At 68.2% G+C, this 17,769-nt stretch carries 18 protein-coding genes and 2 pseudogenes; 13 read left to right on the top strand and 7 right to left on the bottom strand.

Annotation, left to right across the window (positions count from 1 at the left end; genetic code table 11):
• Positions 1–101: 101 nt before the first annotated feature.
• Genes purB through A5705_RS07925 form a run of 3 tightly spaced genes read left to right on the top strand, consistent with a single transcriptional unit; the run spans position 102 to position 3,750 of the window.
• The gene (gene purB, locus A5705_RS07915; RefSeq protein WP_067883632.1) at positions 102–1,520 is read left to right on the top strand and encodes an adenylosuccinate lyase; all 1,419 of its coding nucleotides are present in this window, start codon (positions 102–104) and stop codon (positions 1,518–1,520) included.
• Entirely contained in the window at positions 1,517–2,764 is a 1,248-nt protein-coding gene (locus A5705_RS07920) for a cytochrome P450 (RefSeq protein ID WP_067883633.1), read from the top strand. The genes purB and A5705_RS07920 overlap by 4 nt, the downstream gene beginning before the upstream one ends.
• The gene (locus tag A5705_RS07925; RefSeq protein WP_067883634.1) at positions 2,761–3,750 is read left to right on the top strand and encodes a tellurite resistance/C4-dicarboxylate transporter family protein; all 990 of its coding nucleotides are present in this window, start codon (positions 2,761–2,763) and stop codon (positions 3,748–3,750) included. Before A5705_RS07920 ends, A5705_RS07925 begins: the two co-directional genes overlap by 4 nt.
• Positions 3,751–3,776: 26 nt before the next feature.
• Here A5705_RS07925 and A5705_RS07930 read toward each other — a convergent pair whose 3' ends face one another.
• Complete coding sequence (locus tag A5705_RS07930) at positions 3,777–4,397, bottom strand: hypothetical protein (protein ID WP_067883717.1); 621 nt, start codon at positions 4,395–4,397, stop codon at positions 3,777–3,779.
• 50 nt (positions 4,398–4,447) lie between these two features.
• Between A5705_RS07930 and A5705_RS07935 the strand changes: the two genes are divergently transcribed.
• A complete protein-coding gene (locus A5705_RS07935; protein ID WP_068276655.1) occupies positions 4,448–5,341 on the top strand; it encodes a phosphoribosylaminoimidazolesuccinocarboxamide synthase in 894 nt (297 codons plus the stop codon).
• Complete coding sequence (locus A5705_RS07940; protein WP_068276660.1) at positions 5,338–7,500, top strand: S9 family peptidase; 2,163 nt, start codon at positions 5,338–5,340, stop codon at positions 7,498–7,500. Before A5705_RS07935 ends, A5705_RS07940 begins: the two co-directional genes overlap by 4 nt.
• Here the strand turns inward: A5705_RS07940 and A5705_RS07945 are convergent.
• Positions 7,429–7,884, bottom strand: a complete 456-nt coding sequence (locus A5705_RS07945) for a DoxX family protein (RefSeq protein ID WP_067883637.1) — start codon at positions 7,882–7,884, stop codon at positions 7,429–7,431. The genes A5705_RS07940 and A5705_RS07945 overlap by 72 nt on opposite strands.
• A 91-nt stretch (positions 7,885–7,975) precedes the next feature.
• Between A5705_RS07945 and A5705_RS07950 the strand changes: the two genes are divergently transcribed.
• The gene (locus tag A5705_RS07950) at positions 7,976–8,539 is read left to right on the top strand and encodes a TetR/AcrR family transcriptional regulator (protein ID WP_068276663.1); all 564 of its coding nucleotides are present in this window, start codon (positions 7,976–7,978) and stop codon (positions 8,537–8,539) included.
• Positions 8,540–8,545: 6 nt separating this feature from the next.
• Here A5705_RS07950 and A5705_RS07955 read toward each other — a convergent pair whose 3' ends face one another.
• A complete protein-coding gene (locus A5705_RS07955; RefSeq protein ID WP_067883639.1) occupies positions 8,546–10,162 on the bottom strand; it encodes a DHA2 family efflux MFS transporter permease subunit in 1,617 nt (538 codons plus the stop codon).
• Positions 10,163–10,358: 196 nt separating this feature from the next.
• Between A5705_RS07955 and A5705_RS07960 the strand changes: the two genes are divergently transcribed.
• Both A5705_RS07960 and A5705_RS07965 read left to right on the top strand, forming a co-directional pair.
• Positions 10,359–11,063: a DUF2334 domain-containing protein gene (locus A5705_RS07960; protein ID WP_068276666.1), complete on the top strand. Its 705-nt coding sequence runs from the start codon at positions 10,359–10,361 to the stop codon at positions 11,061–11,063.
• Between the two features lie 48 nt (positions 11,064–11,111).
• Positions 11,112–12,788 carry an FAD-binding dehydrogenase gene (locus tag A5705_RS07965; protein WP_068276669.1) on the top strand — a complete coding sequence of 559 codons (1,677 nt, stop codon included), beginning with the start codon at positions 11,112–11,114 and terminating at the stop codon, positions 12,786–12,788.
• Between the two features lie 64 nt (positions 12,789–12,852).
• Here A5705_RS07965 and A5705_RS07970 read toward each other — a convergent pair whose 3' ends face one another.
• Positions 12,853–13,491, bottom strand: a complete 639-nt coding sequence (locus A5705_RS07970; RefSeq protein WP_067883642.1) for an MBL fold metallo-hydrolase — start codon at positions 13,489–13,491, stop codon at positions 12,853–12,855.
• On the opposite strand from A5705_RS07970, the pseudogene A5705_RS07975 reads away from it, so the two are divergent.
• The 3 genes and pseudogenes from A5705_RS07975 (at position 13,468) to purQ (ending at position 15,159) form a co-directional block, all read left to right on the top strand.
• Positions 13,468–14,200, top strand: a pseudogene (locus A5705_RS07975) (ATPase). The gene A5705_RS07970 and the pseudogene A5705_RS07975 sit on opposite strands and share 24 nt — an antisense overlap.
• Before the next feature lie 48 nt (positions 14,201–14,248).
• Positions 14,249–14,488: a phosphoribosylformylglycinamidine synthase subunit PurS gene (gene purS, locus A5705_RS07980; protein ID WP_067883644.1), complete on the top strand. Its 240-nt coding sequence runs from the start codon at positions 14,249–14,251 to the stop codon at positions 14,486–14,488.
• Positions 14,485–15,159, top strand: coding sequence for a phosphoribosylformylglycinamidine synthase subunit PurQ (purQ, locus tag A5705_RS07985; protein WP_067883645.1), 675 nt, complete (start codon positions 14,485–14,487; stop codon positions 15,157–15,159). The genes purS and purQ overlap by 4 nt, the downstream gene beginning before the upstream one ends.
• Positions 15,160–15,197: 38 nt before the next feature.
• Here the strand turns inward: purQ and A5705_RS28460 are convergent.
• Positions 15,198–15,623 (bottom strand): annotated as a pseudogene (locus tag A5705_RS28460) (hypothetical protein); the annotation flags it as partial.
• A gap of 166 nt (positions 15,624–15,789) precedes the next feature.
• Positions 15,790–16,260 carry a hypothetical protein gene (locus tag A5705_RS07990; RefSeq protein WP_067883646.1) on the bottom strand — a complete coding sequence of 157 codons (471 nt, stop codon included), beginning with the start codon at positions 16,258–16,260 and terminating at the stop codon, positions 15,790–15,792.
• Positions 16,261–16,559: 299 nt separating this feature from the next.
• Between A5705_RS07990 and A5705_RS07995 the strand changes: the two genes are divergently transcribed.
• Positions 16,560–16,805 (top strand): hypothetical protein, encoded by a 246-nt coding sequence (locus A5705_RS07995; RefSeq protein WP_067883647.1) that lies wholly within the window; start codon positions 16,560–16,562, stop codon positions 16,803–16,805.
• A 104-nt stretch (positions 16,806–16,909) separates the two neighbouring features.
• On the top strand, positions 16,910–17,308 hold the full coding sequence (locus A5705_RS08000; protein ID WP_067883648.1) for a VOC family protein: 399 nt from the start codon (positions 16,910–16,912) through the stop codon (positions 17,306–17,308).
• On the opposite strand, the gene A5705_RS08005 is transcribed toward A5705_RS08000, so the two are convergent.
• A complete protein-coding gene (locus tag A5705_RS08005) occupies positions 17,302–17,769 on the bottom strand; it encodes a cupin domain-containing protein (protein ID WP_067883649.1) in 468 nt (155 codons plus the stop codon). The genes A5705_RS08000 and A5705_RS08005 overlap by 7 nt on opposite strands.

Genomic DNA, 17,769 nt, shown 5'->3' on the forward strand with positions numbered 1-17,769 from the left:
CCACATTGTGCCGCGAGAGTGCGACCACCGGCGCCGCTACTCGGCGGGTGCCTCGCCGGTCGCGCTTTCGCGCACGCGGACAAACCGTAAGCTGTGTGTTTGTGAGCATTCCGAACGTCCTGGCCACCCGGTACGCCAGCGCGGAAATGGTCGCGATCTGGTCTCCCGAGGCCAAGGTCGTCGCGGAGCGGCGGCTGTGGCTGGCAGTGCTGCGGGCGCAGGCCGAACTAGGCGTGGACGTTCCCCCCGGGGCGATCGCCGACTACGAACGGGTGCTCGACGACGTCGACCTCGCCTCGATCGCGAACCGTGAACGGGCGCTGCGCCACGACGTGAAGGCCCGCATCGAGGAATTCAACGCGCTCGCCGGTCACGAGCAGGTGCACAAAGGGATGACCAGCCGCGACCTCACGGAAAACGTCGAGCAGCTGCAGATCCGCCGGTCGCTGGAACTGGTTTTCTCCCACGGCGTAGCGGTCGTCGCGCGACTCGCCGAACGGGCGGTGGCCTATCGCGATCTGGTGATGGCCGGGCGCAGCCACAACGTCGCCGCGCAGGCCACCACGTTGGGCAAGCGGTTCGCCTCGGCGGCCCAGGAGACGCTGATCGCGTTGACCAGGCTTGGGGAGCTGATCGACCGCTACCCCCTGCGGGGCATCAAGGGACCGATGGGCACCGCGCAGGACATGCTCGACCTGCTGGACGGCGGGGCCGACAAGCTGACCGAACTGGAAGGGCGCGTTGCCGATTTCCTGGGCTTCGCAACCGTTTTGACCAGCGTCGGCCAGGTGTACCCACGCTCGCTGGACCACGACGTGCTTTCGGCGCTGGTGCAGCTGGGCGCCGGGCCGTCGTCGATGGCGCACACCATCCGGCTGATGGCCGGGCACGAACTCGTCACCGAGGGTTTCGCGCCGGGGCAGGTGGGCTCGTCGGCGATGCCGCACAAGATGAACACGCGCAGTTGCGAACGGGTCAACGGGCTGCAGGTGGTGCTGCGCGGTTATGCGTCCATGGCCGCCGAGCTGGCCGGCGCGCAGTGGAACGAGGGCGACGTGTTCTGCTCCGTGGTGCGCCGAGTCGCGTTGCCGGACGGCTTCTTTGCCATCGACGGGCAGATCGAGACATTCTTGACGGTGCTCGAGGAGTTCGGCGCCTACCCGGCGGTGATCACCCGAGAGCTCGATCGCTACCTGCCGTTCCTGGCCACCACCAAGGTGCTGATCGCCGCGGTGCGCGCGGGCATGGGCCGCGAGGCCGCGCATCACGTGATCCGTGAGCATGCGGTGGCCACGGCGCTGGCCATGCGGGAACGGGGCGCCGAGCCCGACCTGCTGGACCGCCTGGCCGCCGATGAGCGGCTGCCGCTGGACCGGGCGGCGCTGGACGCCGCGCTGGCCGACAAGAAGTCGTTCACCGGGGCGGCGGGCGACCAGATCGACGAGGTGGTCGCGATGGTGCAGGAGTTGGTGAGCCGCTACCCGGACGCGGCGAAATACACCCCGGGTGCGATCCTGTGACGCTCGCCGGCGCGCTTGCGGGGATCGACTTCACCGATCTGGACAACTTCGCCAACGGATTTCCGCATGACTTGTTCGCCGTCCATCGGCGCGAGGCGCCGGTGTACTGGCACGAGCCGACCGACAACACGCCCGACGGCGAGGGCTTCTGGTCCGTCGCCTCCTACACGGAAACGCTTGCGGTGCTGAAGGATCCGGTGACCTTCTCCTCGGTCACCGGCGGCGGGCGCCCGTTCGGCGGCACGCTGTTGCAGGACCTGGCGATCGCGGGCCAGGTGCTCAACATGATGGACGACCCGCGGCACTCGCAGATCCGGCGGCTCGTCAGCTCGGGGCTGACGCCGCGGATGATCGGCCTCGTCGAGGACGACCTGCGGGCCCGGGCGCGCCGGCTGCTGGACGCGGCGGTGCCCGGCCAGCCGTTCGACTTTCTGCTCGACATCGCCGCCGAACTGCCGATGCAGATGATCTGCATCCTGCTGGGAGTGCCGGAATCCGAACGGCATTGGCTGTTTGAGGCCATCGAGCCCCAGTTCGACTTCGGGGGCTCGCGCAAGGCTTCCCTTTCGCAACTGTCGGTGGAGGAGGCCGGGTCGCGGATGTACGCCTACGGCCAGGAGTTGATCGCCTCCAAGCGCGCCAACCCGACCGACGACATGTTGTCGGTCGTCGCCAACGCGACGGTCGATGACGCGCATGCGCCGGCCCTGTCCGACCTCGAGTTGTACCTGTTCTTCAGCCTGCTGTTCAGCGCCGGGGCGGAGACGACGCGCAACGCCGTCGCCGGGGGTCTGCTGGCGCTGGCCGAGCATCCGGACCAATTGCGCGCGCTGCGTTCGGATTTGGGCATGCTGCCGACGGCGGTCGAGGAGATCGTGCGGTGGACGTCGCCGTCGCCGTCGAAGCGGCGCACCGCCACCCGCGACGTCACCCTCGGCGGGCGGTCGATCAAGGCGGGCCAGAAGGTCCAGATCTGGGAAGGGTCGGCCAACCGGGACGCCGACGTGTTCGACCGCCCCGACGAGTTCGATATCGGCCGGAAGCCCAACCCGCACTTGGGTTTTGGCCAGGGCGTGCACTACTGCCTGGGGGCCAACCTAGCCCGGCTGGAACTGCGGGTGCTGTTCGAGGAGCTGCTGACGCGTTTTGCCGCCGTGCGGGTTGCGCAACCCGTCGAATGGACCCGCAGCAACCGGCATACCGGCATCCGGCACCTCGTCGTTGAGCTGCTCGAGGAGCCGTGACGATCCGGCTCGCCGATGTCGAGCCGTCACCCGATGCGTTCGCCGCGGTGATGGCGACCGGAATCCTGTCGATCGTCGCGCGCGATCACCACTACCGCGTCATCAGCGACGGGCTGGGTGTCCTCGCCACCGTCGCGCTGCTGGCGCTGGTCTTCCTGGTTATCGTCAACAGAACGCCCGCGTGCTGGGATTTGCGGGATCCCGATGTCACCCTGCGGCTGTTCACCTTCGTGGCCGCCTGCGCCGTGGTCGGCTCGCGCCTGTCGTCCCACGTGTGGGTGCTGCGCGGGCTCGGTGCGGTCGCGCTGGCCTGCTGGGTCGTGCTGATCGCGCTGAGCGCCCGGAACATGGTGGGGCGGCGCTGGACCGCGTTGCGTGACCACGCCCGCGGCGCTTGGGAGCTGGCGAGCGTGGGCACATCCGGATTGGTGATCGTGATGTCTCAGCTGGCTCGGCACACCGGCCATCGCTGGTGGCTGACGATCGCCCTGCCCGTCTGGGCGGCCGCGATCTGCATCTACGGCCTGATGACCTGGCTGATCCTGTGGCGCGCCGTCGACCAGAGGCAGGACCGCGCAGGCTTCGAGCCCGACAGCTGGATCCTGATGGGCGGCCTGGCCATCGCCACGCTGGCCGGTGACGGCATCCACGCGGTGGCACCCGCCTGGCTGGCGGGACCGTTGCTGGCGGTTACCGTCCTGACGTGGGTGGCGGCCACGCTGTGGATACCGCCGCTGATCCACCTCGGCCTGCGCCGCATCAACCGAGGGCCCGACATGCTGCGCTTCGCCGGCGTGTGGTGGGCGCTGGTGTTCCCGCTGGGCATGTACTCCGCGGCCAGCTACGCCATGGCCGCCGAGCTCGATCAGGCTGCGCTGCTGAGCGTTTCGCTGGTCTTCTTCTGGGACGCGCTGGCCGGTTGGCTGATAGTCGTCATCGCGGGCCTGCTGCTTTCGTGGCGGCGGCTGGTGGGCGACCGCGCCTGACGCCGAGTGGCCCGCGCGCACTCTCGTCAGCCCGTGCGCAGCGCGATGCCGGCCGCCCGCAGTTCCAGCGCGGCCAGCGCCCGGATGGTGCCGGGATCCTCGCGGCGCCACCCGCCGACCGGATCGGCGCTGATCGCGGTGAGCTTGCGCGCCGGCCGGTTGGTCAACGCCCGCAGCGCCAGCAACTGCTCGCCGGCCGGGGTCGCGGCCAGGCCGGTGACCGTCCATTTGCGCCGGAAGAAGCGAAGCCGCAGGAAAAGCCACGGGATGACCACGATGAGCAGCGGCACCGCGACGACGGCCAGCGACAGCAGCACCGCCAGCCAGCCCGCCGTGGTGTCGAGGCTGCGTCCGGCCCCCGCGATGTCGAGGGCGGCCGCGCTGGCAGACGCGAGCGGCTTGCTGACCGCATCACCGACCACCGGAATGTGCTGCGCGCCTTCGCCCGCCGACGCCAGGTTGCCCGCGACCCCGTTGGCGCCGATCTCCACCTGACGGCCGGCCTCGGCGATGGTCGAGATGGCGTCGTAGACGGCCGTCCCGACGAGCAGCCACAGCACCGTCCAGAGGAAGATAGCGAAATCGCTGAAGAGTTGGGCGGCCAGCCGGCCGGGCGTGGTGGCGTAGGGCAGAATCCGCGATGGCAGCGACGTCATAGCCTCGATCCCAGCACAGGGCCGCCCGATAGGCTGACCCGATGCGTCCCGCACTGTCCGACTACGAGCATCTGGCCAGCGGCAAGGTCCGTGAGATCTACCGCGTCGGGGACGAGCACCTGCTGCTGGTGGCGACCGACCGGATCTCCGCGTACGACTACGTCCTGGACAGCACGATCCCGGACAAGGGCCGCATCCTGACCGCGATGAGCGTGTTCTTCTTCGGCCTCGTCGAGGCGCCCAACCACCTGGCCGGTCCGCCCGACGACCCGCGCATTCCCGACGAGGTGCTCGGCCGCGCGCTGGTGGTGCGGCGCCTGGAGATGGTCCCGGTGGAATGCGTGGCCCGAGGTTACCTGACCGGCTCGGGGCTGCTGGACTACCAGGAGACCGGCAAGGTCTGCGGCATCGCGCTGCCGCCGGGTCTGGTCGAGGCCAGCAGGTTCGCCAACCCGCTGTTCACGCCGGCGACGAAAGCGGCGCTGGGCGACCACGACGAGAACATCTCGTTCGCGCGGGTGATCGAGATGGTGGGGGCGGTGCGCGCCAACCAGCTGCGCGACCGCACCCTGCAGATCTATGTCCAGGCCGCCGACCATGCGCTCAGGAGGGGAATCATCATCGCCGACACCAAGTTCGAATTCGGCACCGACCCGGACGGCAACCTGCTGCTGGCCGACGAGATCTTCACGCCGGATTCCTCGCGCTACTGGCCGGCGCAGGACTACCGGGCCGGAGTGGTGCAGACCAGTTTCGACAAGCAGTTCGTGCGCAACTGGCTGACCAGCCCCGAATCCGGCTGGGATCGGCACGGGTCGCAACCGCCGCCACCGCTTCCCGAAGACATCATCGACGCCACCCGCAGCCGTTATATCGAGGCTTACGAACGCATTTCGGGGTTGAGCTTCGGCGACTGGATCGGGCCGGGCGCGTGACGGACGCCTCGTCGGGCGCGCCGGTGCCGCCCACAGCCAAGCGGGTGGACACTCGCCGCGAACACCACGGTGACGTCTTCATCGACCCCTACGAATGGCTGCGAGACAAGGCCGACCCCGAGGTCATCGGCTACCTGGAGGCCGAAAACTCCTACGTCGACCGGATGACGGCCCACCTGGAGCCGTTGCGGCAGCAGATCTTCGACGAGATCAAGTCGCGCACGAAGGAGACCGACCTGTCGGTGCCGACCCGGCAGGGCGACTGGTGGTACTACGCCCGCACCTTCGAAGGCAAGCAGTACCGGGTTCAATGTCGTTGCCCGGTCGCCGATCCCGACGACTGGAACCCGCCGGTCCTCGACGAGAACACCGAAGTCCCCGGCGAACAGGTCCTGCTCGACTCGAACGCCGAAGCAGAGGGTCACGAGTTCTTCGCGCTCGGTGCGGCGATGGTCAGCCTGGACGGGAACCTGCTGGCATACTCGGTCGACACCGTCGGCGATGAACGCTACACGTTGCGGTTCAAGGACTTACGCACCGGCGAGCCGTACTCCGACGAGATCGCGGACATCGCGGCGGGGGCCACCTGGGCGGCCGACAACCGCACCGTCTATTACCTGACGCTGGACGCCGCGCACCGTCCCGACAAGGTCTGGCGGTACCGGCTCGGCTCCGAACAGCCCTCGGAGCTGGTGTATCACGAAGCGGACGAACGATTTTGGCTGGGAGTTGGGCTCTCCCGAAGCGAGAAGTACGTGTTCATCGCGTCGGGGTCGTCGATCACCTCCGAAATGCGTTACGCGGACGCCGCCGACCCGAACGCAACGTTCACCGTGGTGTTGCCGAGGCGCGAGGGCATCGAATATTCGGCCGAGCACGCCGTGGTCGGCGGCGAAGACCGATTCCTGATCCTGCACAACGACGGGTCGGTGAACTTCACGCTCACCGAGGCCCCGGTCAGCGATCCGGCGCGGCAGCGCACCCTGATCCCCCATCGCGACGACGTCCGGCTCGACGCCGTCGACGCCTTCGCCGCCCACCTGGCGGTGAGCTACCGGCGTGCGGCGCTGCCGCGAGTCCAACTGTGGCCCATAGAATCCGGCGGTGACTACGGCGAACCCGAAGAGATCACGTTCGACTCCGAGCTGATGTCGTGCGGATTGGGCGGCAATCCGACCTGGGATTCGCCCAAGCTGCGAATCAGGGCGGGTTCTCTGGTCACTCCCGCGCAGATCTACGACATCGACCTCGCCACGGGTGAGCGGACCTTGCTGCGCGAGCAACCCGTCCTCGGCGGCTACCGGGCCGACGACTACGTCGAACGGCGCGACTGGGCGCCGGCGGACGACGGCACCAAGATACCGGTGTCGATCGTGTATCGCGCCGGCGTCGAGTTGCCAGCGCCGACACTGCTTTACGGCTACGGCGCCTACGAGCTGTGCACCGACCCGAGTTTTTCGATCGCCAGGCTTTCGCTGCTGGACCGCGGCATGGTGTTCGTGATCGCCCACGTCCGCGGCGGCGGTGAGATGGGCCGGCTGTGGTACGAGCACGGCAAGCTGCTGGAAAAGAAGAACACGTTCACGGACTTCGTGGCGGTGGCAAGGCATTTGGTGAAAGCCGGCCTGACCCGGCCGCAGCAGCTGGTGGCGCTGGGCGGCAGCGCCGGCGGCCTGCTGGTCGGCGCGGTGGCCAACTTGGCGCCCGAGCTCTTCGCCGGCATCCTCGCGCAGGTCCCTTTCGTCGACCCGCTGACCACGATCCTCGACCCCTCGTTGCCGCTGACCGTGACCGAATGGGACGAATGGGGAAACCCGTTGAGCGACAGCGACGTCTACTCATACATGAAGTCGTATTCGCCGTACGAGAACGTCGAGGCCAAGAGGTACCCGGCCATCCTGGCGATGACATCGCTGAACGACACGCGGGTCTACTACGTCGAGCCGGCCAAGTGGGTTGCGGCCCTGCGCCACGCCAACGCCGACGGCAATCCGATCTTGTTGAAGACGCAGATGAACGCGGGGCACGGCGGCGTGAGTGGCCGCTACAAGGCCTGGCAGGAAACCGCGTTCCAGTACGCGTGGCTGTTAGCCGCTGCCGACCGCGACCGCTACGGCGGCGGCCAGGAAGACGGCCTGAATGGCCGTGCGCAGCGGTAGCCGCGTCGTCATCGACTTGGGCGGATCGGGCATCCGGGACGCGTGGACGTTGGCCGGAAACATGGCCAGCATCAGCACCAGTAGGCAGATCGCCGCCGCCGCCCTGGTCTCGGGAACCAACAGGCCGACGGCGCCCAACAGCTCGAGCAGCCCGGTGATCGTGACCAGGTAGCCGGGCCCGGGCAGCCGGGCCGGCACGATCGCGATGAGGTCGCGGCGCATTGCCGGCGCGAAGTGCGCGCAGCCGGTCAGCACGAACATCGCCGCCAGCCCGACGGCGATCGCCGCGGTCCAGTTGTTGACATAGGCCTGCCCAAACCAGCCGAGCCAGCCGATGCTGCGGGCGGCGAGGGTGCTCAGGAGCAGCGTGATCAGCGGGGCCATCCGACATCCAATCTAGACAGTGACAAGATTCTACCACTCGAAGGTAAACCGGGATCTAGTCACTGTCAAGTTCGGTCGCTATGCTGGCCTGATGAACCGCCCCAGCTACCATCACGGCGACCTGCGCGCGGCCATCCTCGCCGAGGCCGCCCGCCTGGTGGCCGAGCGGGGCGCCGACGGGGTCTCGTTGCGCGAGTTGGCCCGCAGCGCGGGCGTGTCGCACGCCGCGCCGGCGCATCACTTCACCGATCGGCGCGGCGTGTTCACCGCGCTGGCGGCCCAGGGCTTCCAGTTGCTGACCGAGGCCCTGACCGACGCTCGCGGCCGCTTCACCGATGCGGCCCTGGCTTACGTGCGGTTCGCCCTCGAACACCCCGGCCACTATCGGGTGATGTTCGACAAATCGCTCCTCGACTCCGCCGACCCCCAACTCGCCGCCGCCGAGTCCGCCGCCGGTGCCGAGCTTTCCCGCGGCGTCGCGTCCTTGCGGGACCCGCACGCGCGGGCCGACCCTGCGGCCGCGCAACTGGCGGCATGGTCGATGGTGCACGGGTTTTCGACGCTGTGGCTCAATGACGCGGTCAACACCCATCTCAAGCGGTCCGATCCGATGGAGACCGTCGCGCGGATCGCGACCATGCTGTTCGACGGGTGAGCGGCGCTAGTCGTCTGCGGCCGTTTGAATGGCCGGCTGCTTCGGCAGGAACGCCGCCGGGATGATGGTCAAGCACACCAACACCACCGCGATCACGAATACGGTTGTGTACGCGTGCGAAAGGTCGTGCAGCAGGCCCCCGGAGAAGCCGGGAGCCAGCGCCTGCCGGGGGATGGCGGCCGGGTCGACCGGCACACCGGTGGCGGCCGCTTTTTGTTGCAGCGTCGCGAGTTTGCGCGCCGCGGTTATGGCGTCGCTGTGGTTGAACTGGTTTGTCAGGACCATCGACATCAACGCGGTCCCCATCGAACCGCCCACCTGATGGCTGACGCTCATCAGCGTTGTACCGCGGGCGATCTGATGCGGCGCGAGGGCCTGCACCGACGCCACGGAAAGCGGCATCATGGTGCAGCCCATGCCCAGGCCCATGATCGCCAACCCGACCAGCAGCGTGGGTAGGTACGGGGTCTGCTTTCCGACCCCGACGGCGAAGGTGCCGAGGCCGGCGATGATCAGGGCGATGCCGACCAGCACGATCTTGCCCGGTCCCTGCCTGTCCACCAGCGGCCCCGTCAGCCGCATGGTCAGCATGGCGCCCAGCCCCTGCGGGATCATGTGCACGCCGGCCTGCATGGGGGACTGGTGCAGCACCTGCTGGAAGTAGCTGGGCAGCAGCAGGCCGGCGCCGAAAAAGGCGGTGGCGAACAGCAGCATCGTCACGTTCGCCTGGGTGATCACCTTGTTCTGGAACAGCCGCAGGTCGATGAGTGGGTGATCGGCACGGCGTCGCGCGTGCACGACGAACGCGGCGATGAGCGCCAGGCCGATGGCCGCAGGGATCAAGACCCGACGGTCGGCCACGGTCCCGCAGCGCGGGACGGACGACACCGCGAAGAGGAACGTCGCCAGCCCTGGCGACAGCAGCAGTCCACCGACGACGTCGAAAGTTTCCGAGCGCGCCGGGTGATCACCGGGGAACACGAGCGCCGCCAGAATCAGCGTCAACAGCCCGATCGGCAGGTTGATCAGGAAGATCCAGCGCCAGCTCGAGGTGTCGATGAGCCAGCCGCCCAGGATGGGGCCGCCGATGGGGGCGAGCAGCATGGGAATGCTCAGGATCGACATCAGGCGGCCGAGGCGCGCGGGCCCCGCTTCGCGGGTCATGATCATGAATCCCAGCGGCATGAGCATGCCGCCGCCGATGCCCTGTACCACCCGAAACACGATGAGCTGCAGTATTGTTGACGCTATTGCGCACAGCAGCGATCCCAGCGCGAATGCCACCACCGATCCCATGAACAGCCGCTTGGTGCCGAACCGGTCCGCCGCCCACCCGGTCAACGGGATCACCGTCGCCAAGGCCAGGGTGTAGCCGGTCATCGTCCAGGCGACGACGGCCTGGGACGAGCCGAATTGGTCGATGAAGGTGCGTTGCGCGACGGCGACGACGGTGACATCGAGGATCGCCATCACCGTTGCCAGGAGGCAAACTCCCGAGACCCGTAACAGCCTGGCGTCCAGCTTGTCGGGATAGACGTGGGCGCCCGGCGGCTGTGCAGGAGCGGTGGGCGGCGCGGTGTCGGCCGCTGCTGAACGGGCCTTGTCCATGGCGTTGCTTAGCATATCGAATCGATCGTCCCCGTCCGCGCCGGGACGCGTTTGCTGACCGGGGCGGCCGCGGGCGGTCCGGCGCGGGTTCCCGCGCGCCCGCCTACCCCGTTTTCCCAGCCTGCGGGCGGGTCCTTCGCCCGGGGCGATATACGCCTGCTGTCCGCGTGTCCTTCACCGTCCCGACACCTGGAATCGTCAAACTGCGAGTGTGTCTGGAAAATTGATCGTCTCGGTCTCGGGGATCGGCGAACGCACCCTGGACGACGTCGAGGCGTTCTGCGCACAAATGGACGCCCGCAAGGTTCCGGTTTCGTTGCTGGTTGCTCCGCGGCTCAAGGGTGACTACCGGCTCGACCGCGACCCGCACACCGTCGAGTGGCTCACGGCCCGTCGCGCCGGCGGGGATGCGATCGTCCTGCATGGCTACGACGACCCCGCCACCAAGAAGCGTCGCGGCGAGTTCGCGGTGCTGCGGGCCCACGAGGCCAACCTGCGGCTGATGGGCGCGGACCGGGTGCTCGAGCACCTCGGCCTGCGCACCCGGCTGTTCGCGGCGCCCGGCTGGGTTGTCTCGCCGGGTGTCGTCAAGGCGTTGCCGCAGAACGGTTTTCGACTGCTTGCCGATCTGCATGGGATTACCGACCTGGTGCGGCACAACACCGTTCGCACCCGGGTGCTCGGGATCGGCGAGGGCTTCCTGACGGAGCCGTGGTGGTGCCGCATGGTGGTGCTGTCCGCGGAGCGGATCGCGCGCCGGGGCGGCATCGTGCGGGTCGCGGTGGCCGCGCACCAACTGCGCAAGCCGGGCCCGCTGCAGGCCATACTGGACGCCGTCGACCTGGCCTCGATGCACGGGTGCATGCCCACGGTGTACCAGTGGCGGTCTCACAACGCGATCCTCGACGCGGCCTGACCCGAGCGCCTGATCGGCCCGCCGGCCGGGGCATTACCCTGGTCGGACATGAGCGATTCTTCGGCCGCGGGGTTCGCCGCTGACGCGATCATCGTCGGCGCCGGGCTGTCGGGCCTGGTGGCCGCGTGCGAATTGGTGGAGCGCGGTCTGCGGGTGCTGATCGTCGATCAGGAGAACAGTGCCAACCTCGGCGGTCAGGCCTTCTGGTCGTTCGGCGGCCTGTTCTTCGTCGACAGCCCGGAGCAGCGCCGCCTGGGCATCCGCGACAGCCACGAACTCGCCCTGCAGGATTGGCTGGGCACGGCGGCGTTCGACCGGCCCGAGGACTACTGGCCGCGCCAATGGGCGCACGCCTACGTCGATTTCGCGGCCGGGGAGAAACGCAGCTGGCTGCGTGCGCGGGGCCACAAGATCTTTCCGCTGGTGGGTTGGGCCGAGCGCGGCGGTTACGGCGCACAGGGCCACGGCAACTCGGTGCCGCGCTTCCACATCACGTGGGGCACCGGGCCGGCGCTGGTGGAGATCTTCGCGCGCAGGCTGCGGGACCGCTCGACGGTGCGCTTCGCCCACCGCCACCGGGTCGACGAGTTGATCCTAGAGGGCAGCGCGGGCGGCGCGGCGACCGGCGTCCGGGGCACCGTCCTCCAGCCGTCGGCCACCGCACGTGGCGTGGCCTCGTCACGGAACGCATTGGGCCAGTTTGAGTTTCGCGCCTCGGCGGTGCTCGTGACCAGCGGTGGCATCGGCGGGAACCACGAGCTGGTGCGAAAGAATTGGCCCACGCGGATGGGGCGGGTCCCCGACCAATTGCTCAGCGGGGTGCCCGCGCACGTCGACGGCAGGATGATCGCCATCGCCCAGCAGGCCGGCGCGCGGGTGATCAACCCCGACCGGATGTGGCACTACACCGAGGGCATCACCAACTACGACCCGATCTGGCCGATGCACGGCATCCGCATCATCCCGGGCCCGTCATCGCTGTGGCTGGACGCGACCGGCAAACGGTTGCCGGTCCCGTTGTATCCGGGCTTCGACACCCTCGGCACCTTGGAGTACATCACCAAGTCCGGTCACGACTACACGTGGTTTGTGTTGAACGCCAAGATCATCGAGAAGGAGTTCGCGCTCTCGGGCCAGGAGCAGAACCCCGATCTGACCGGGCAGAGCGTGCGCGAGCTGCTGCGCAACCGGGCCAGCTCCGGAGCGCCCGGACCGGTGCAGGCCTTCGTCGACCGGGGTATCGACTTCGTCAGCGCCGACTCGTTGCGCGAGCTGGTGACCGCGATGAACAAGCTGCCCGATGTGGAGCCGCTGGACTACGCCACCGTCGAGGCCGAGGTCACCGCCCGCGATCGCGAGGTGGCCAACAGGTTCACCAAGGACGGACAGATCACCGCGATCCGCGCCGCGCGCGGCTACCTCGGGGACCGGCTGGGCCGGGTGGTCGCGCCGCACCGGTTGACCGATCCGAAGGCCGGGCCGATGATCGCGGTCAAGCTGCACATCCTGACGCGAAAGACGTTGGGCGGCATCGAGACCGACTTGGCCGGCCGGGCCCTCAAGGCCGACGGCACCCCGCTTACGGGGTTGTATGCCGCCGGCGAGGCGGCGGGGTTCGGCGGCGGCGGCGTGCACGGCTACCGGGCGCTGGAGGGCACGTTCCTGGGCGGTTGCATCTTCTCCGGCCGCGCCGCGGGCCGCGGCGCCGCCGACGACATTTCCTAACGCCGACCAGACGCAAAAGCCCCCGAACGCTCGGCGTGTCGGGGGCTTTTGCGTCTGCTCGCGTCTAGAAGGTGACCGCGCTTTCCTCGGGTAAGACCTGGAAATCGGTGCTGGTCATCTCGCTGAGCCGGCCGTAGTAGATGCCCCGGGCGTCCGGCGCGATGATCCCCTGGTGGATGGGCACCGCCCGGGCCGGCGCCACCGCACGAAGGTAGTCGACGGCCTCGGCGATCTTCATCCACGGGGCCGCCGCCGGGGTCGCCAGGACGTCCACCGGCTCGCCTGGAACGAACAGCGCGTCGCCGGGATGCATCAGCCTCGCCGCATGCCCCCCATCGCCGATCAGAAACGAAATGTTTTCTATCACAGGGATTTCCGGATGGATCACGGCGTGCCGGCCGCCGACGGCCCGCACGGTCAGCTCGCCGATCTCAAGCTCGTCGCCGACGTGTACCGCCCGCCAGGGCTCGCCGAGCTGCGCGGTGGTCTGCGGGTCGGCGTAGAGCGCCGCGCCGGGGTTGCCCTCGAGCAGCGACGGCAGCCGTCCGACGTCGACGTGGTCGGGGTGCTGATGAGTGATGAGGATGGCGGTCAGGCCGCTGATTCCCTCGAAACCGTGCGCGAAGGTACCGGGATCAAAAAGCACACGCGTGTTGTCGAACTCGGCAAGGAGGCAGGAATGGCCGAAATGCGTCAGTTGCATGACTACGATTGTGCCCCGACGGAGGGTGATGCCGATGCGGGTGATCCTGGCGATGATGCTGGTCGTCGGCGGCTTCACGGTCGCGTTGATCGTCGTGGTACCCGCGCACGCTGACCCGGAGACCTGCCCGACCACGTGCGACCAGATCCCGAACAGCGCATGGATACCGCAGCACGCGGTGCCGCTGGACGCGGTGTACAACTGGCCGGCGCTGGCCGGAGCGGCCGTCCCGCAGACCGGGGCGGGTGCGGCGCGGTTCCGGTTCGAGGAGCTGTGCGACTCTCCCGCGCTGCCGCAGGACGCCCGCGGCTCCGCGGTCTCGGCCCGCGTGACGGTGGCGCATCCGGACCGTCAATGGCAGCTGCGGGCCGAGGTCCTGCACTGGCGGGGTGACACGGCCCGCGGCGGCCAGCTGGCGGCTTCGGTGTTCGGCAGCGCGGTCGGGGCGCTTCGCGCCTGCCAGCAGCGCACACCGGCGGAGTCGCCTTCGATCACCAGCGACGAACCGAACCGGATGGCCGCCGTGGTCAGCGGTCCGGTGGTCATGCATACCTACCTGGTCGCCCACGTGGCAAGCAGCACCGTCAGCGAGCTCACGCTGTGGTCGTCGGGGCCACCCCAGGTGCCCTGGCCGTCGATGACGGACGACCCGGTGCTGAACGCACTGACCGCGCCCCTGTGCGAGGCCTACATCGCCTCGTGCCCGTGACCCGGCCGGTACAGTTGTGCCGAAACACATCCGTCAGGAGGAGCGCCGGTGGCTCGGGTGGTCGTGCATGTGATGCCCAAAGCGGAGATCCTGGACCCGCAGGGTCAGGCGATTGTCGGTGCGCTGGGCCGGCTCGGTCACCCGGGCATCTCAGATGTCAGGCAGGGCAAGCGATTCGAGCTCGAGGTGGACGACACAATCGGTGACTCCGAGCTCGCCGAGATCGCAGAATCGCTGTTGGCCAACACGGTGATCGAAGACTGGACGATCAGCCGGGAGCCGGAATGACGGCGCGGATCGGCATCATCACCTTCCCCGGGACGCTCGACGACGTGGACGCCGCCCGCGCGGCGCGTCGCGTCGGCGCCGAGGCCGTCGGCCTGTGGCATGCGGACGCCGACCTGAAGGGGGTCGACGCCGTGGTGGTGCCCGGCGGGTTTTCCTACGGTGACTACCTGCGGGCGGGCGCGATCGCCCGGTTCGCACCGGTGATGGCCGAGGTGGTCGACGCCGCGGGGCGCGGCATGCCGGTCCTGGGCATCTGCAACGGCTTTCAGGTGCTCTGCGAGGCCGGTCTGCTGCCGGGGGCGCTGACCCGCAATGCGGGTTTGCACTTTGTCTGCCGTGATGTGTGGCTGCAGGTGGCGTCGATCTCGACGGCATGGACCTCGCGTTTCGAGTGGGGCGCCGATCTGCTGGTGCCGCTGAAGTCCGGCGAGGGCCGCTACGTGGCGCCGTCGAAAGTGCTCGACGAGCTGGAGGGCGAGGGACGCGTGGTGTTCCGCTACCGCGACAACCCGAACGGTTCTTTGCATGACATCGCGGGCATCAGCTCGGCCAACGGTCGCGTCGTCGGGCTGATGCCGCATCCCGAGCACGCCATCGAAGCGCTGACGGGTCCCTCCGACGACGGGCTGGGCCTGTTCTACTCGGCGCTGGACGCCGTGCTGGCCGCCTGAGCGGAAAGCCCTGCCGCACTGCATCATTCGTTCGAGTGTCAGCCCAGGACGGGGAACCGGCGCTCGGCGGCCAGCCGCTTGAGCGCGGACTCCATCACGGCGCGCACGTGGGCGTCGACCTCGTCGACGTCGGGGTCGTTGCCGAAGCGGCCGGTGACGTCGATGGTGTTCGCGCTGAAGGTGGGCCGGTAGGAGTGTAGTCGCCGCCGGGCAACACCAACACCACCGCGCCGGAGTGCAACGCGGCCGCCGCGTTTTCCCGGCTCGCCTCGATGACCCCGGGGCGGCGCAGCAAGCCGTCCAGCGGGCCGATGAACAGGCCGTAATGGGCGAGGGTAGACGGGGCGGTCGCCGCCCGTTGACGGAACATTGTCAACGTTGCGCACCTCGGCGCGCTACCAGCGCTTGATGACGGGACCGGCCGCCTTGGCGACCTGTCTGGTGAAGGCCGGATCCCACTGGTTTCCTGCGTGTGGGCCTCAGCGACGCTGCCCTTGTTGCCCGCTCGTCGCCGTGTTCCTGCGATTCGCTATCGATTGCCAATGTGGTCGGGGCCCTAAACGTCGGCGAGCGTAGCGCCGCTGCGAAATACCGCCCGAGATTTCGCCGTGGCGTTACGGTGGCCAGGTCTTAGCCGGCGTCGAGCAGCATCGGATCCTCCGTCGACGGTAAGTCGACGACCGGGGCCAACTGGCCGAACAGGTCGATCGCGTCAGCTATCGCGGCGTCGACGAAGGATGCGAAATCCTCGAACGAAGCGCCCTTTCTGATCCACTGCGATCGGCGCGCCACCACGCCGATGCGCTGCGGATCCGAGGAGCCGTGCACAATCGCGACGACCTCGCGGTTCTGTCCGTTCCACGTGTCGGCGAAGTGTGTCAGCCAGGGGCGGTCGGCGGCCGGGAAGTAGCAGGCGGGAGCCACCCGGATCATCAACACGTCGCCGTGCGTCGGGCAGATCTCCAGATGGACGTGCAGCCGCCGCGGACGGGTGTTGGCGACGTAGAAGAACTCGCCGTCGTGCCGGCCCCGGAAATACCGGCTGCCGCGCGTGCACAGGTAGCGTTCGACCAGGTCTGCGCAGAGCGGCTCACTCGTCATGAGATAGATGGTGGGGCCTGCGGCTTTGCAGATCCTTGGAGCCGAGCCAGCCGGCAGCCAAGAAATTGTTGAGAATTGGCTGAGCGAAACAAAGGGCCCGGGGTTGGTCGCTTGCAACGGTCCCAGGGCGATCAGAACCCAATTCGATACGGAGGCGTAATCGGTTACGTGCCATACCGTTAGCCGCCTTCACTGGAATAGTTACCTGCCTTTTCTACCATCGGTCATGAGAAAAAGGGGGTGGCTTCTTTGACCACAAAACACCGATCCGTGGGCCCGCATGTCCAAGGAGGCCCGGCATGACTTCCGCGAGCCCGACGCACGAGCTTGTCAGCACCCGTACGTATCCCGATTTCGAGTCGGAGATAAGCCCCTGGACCGCTGCGGCCGGAAGAACCAAAGCTATTGTCTGGCGCGTCGGAACCATGATGCCGCGACGGCGACCCAGCGAAGACGAAATTGTGCGCGCTGCGATCACCGTGATACTGGTGGCCCTCGGCACCATAATGGCGCTGGCCGCAATGGCGATTTTGACAATGGGCTAGCCCAGGAGGCGCACGGCGCGGCCGACACGTCGACGGGTTTGCCGTTCGCACGGTGACCGTCGAAGGTGGGGTGACGACAACGCCACACCGCGGGAGGGCTGGACGTGGGATTCACGGTGGAACGGATCGACCATATCGTGCTGAACTGCCAAGACGTTCATGCCACCGCGTCGTGGTACGAGCGGGTGCTGGGCATGCGGCGCGAGACTTTCGGGCCGTCCGGCAGAACCGCCGTGTGCTTCGGGGATCAGAAGATCAACCTGCGACCGGTGGGCGCGCTGGCCGACGACCCCGACTGGGTCACCGGCTCCGTCGAGGCGGCCGGCTCCGAGGACTTGTGCTTCGTCACCCGGGCGAGCCCCGAGGAGGTGCGCGCCCACCTCGCGGCGTGCGGCGTCGACGTCGTCTCCGGGCCGGTCACCAAGATCGGCGCGCTGGGGCCGATGACCTCGCACTACTGCCGCGACGTCGACGGCAACCTCATTGAAATCGCTGTCTACTGAGGCTCTTCCAGCGGATACAGCTCCGGCAGATTGACGACGATGGCCTCCTGGGTGCTGCGTGCGATCACGACTTCCGCGGGCGAGTCGGCGTCGGGATTCTCTTCCCGGTGCGGCAGATACGGCGGGATGAAGACGTAATCGCCGGGCGCGGTCGAGACGCGGACCTCGTGAACGCCGTCGTGGAAGACGAACTCCGGGTTGCCGCTTCGCACGTAGATTGCGGTCTCCGATTCGCCGTGGTGATGGTTCGACGAGACGGTCTTCGGTGACGCGTGCGTCTCGCCCATCCACAGCTTCTCCGCGCCGACCGACTTGCCGGACAGCGCGGCGAAGCGGCGCAGGCCCTCCGACTGTGCGGTGTCGGAACTGATGTCCGACGCCCTGATGTGGTGCACCCGGTTGCGCGTGACCGCAACAGTCGCGTCGTCGAAGTCTGGATGGAATCCGTCTGAAGTCGCCAT

Origin of the sequence: Mycobacterium sp. E787, assembly GCF_001668725.1 — a bacterium.
Classification (GTDB): Bacteria; Actinomycetota; Actinomycetes; order Mycobacteriales; family Mycobacteriaceae; genus Mycobacterium.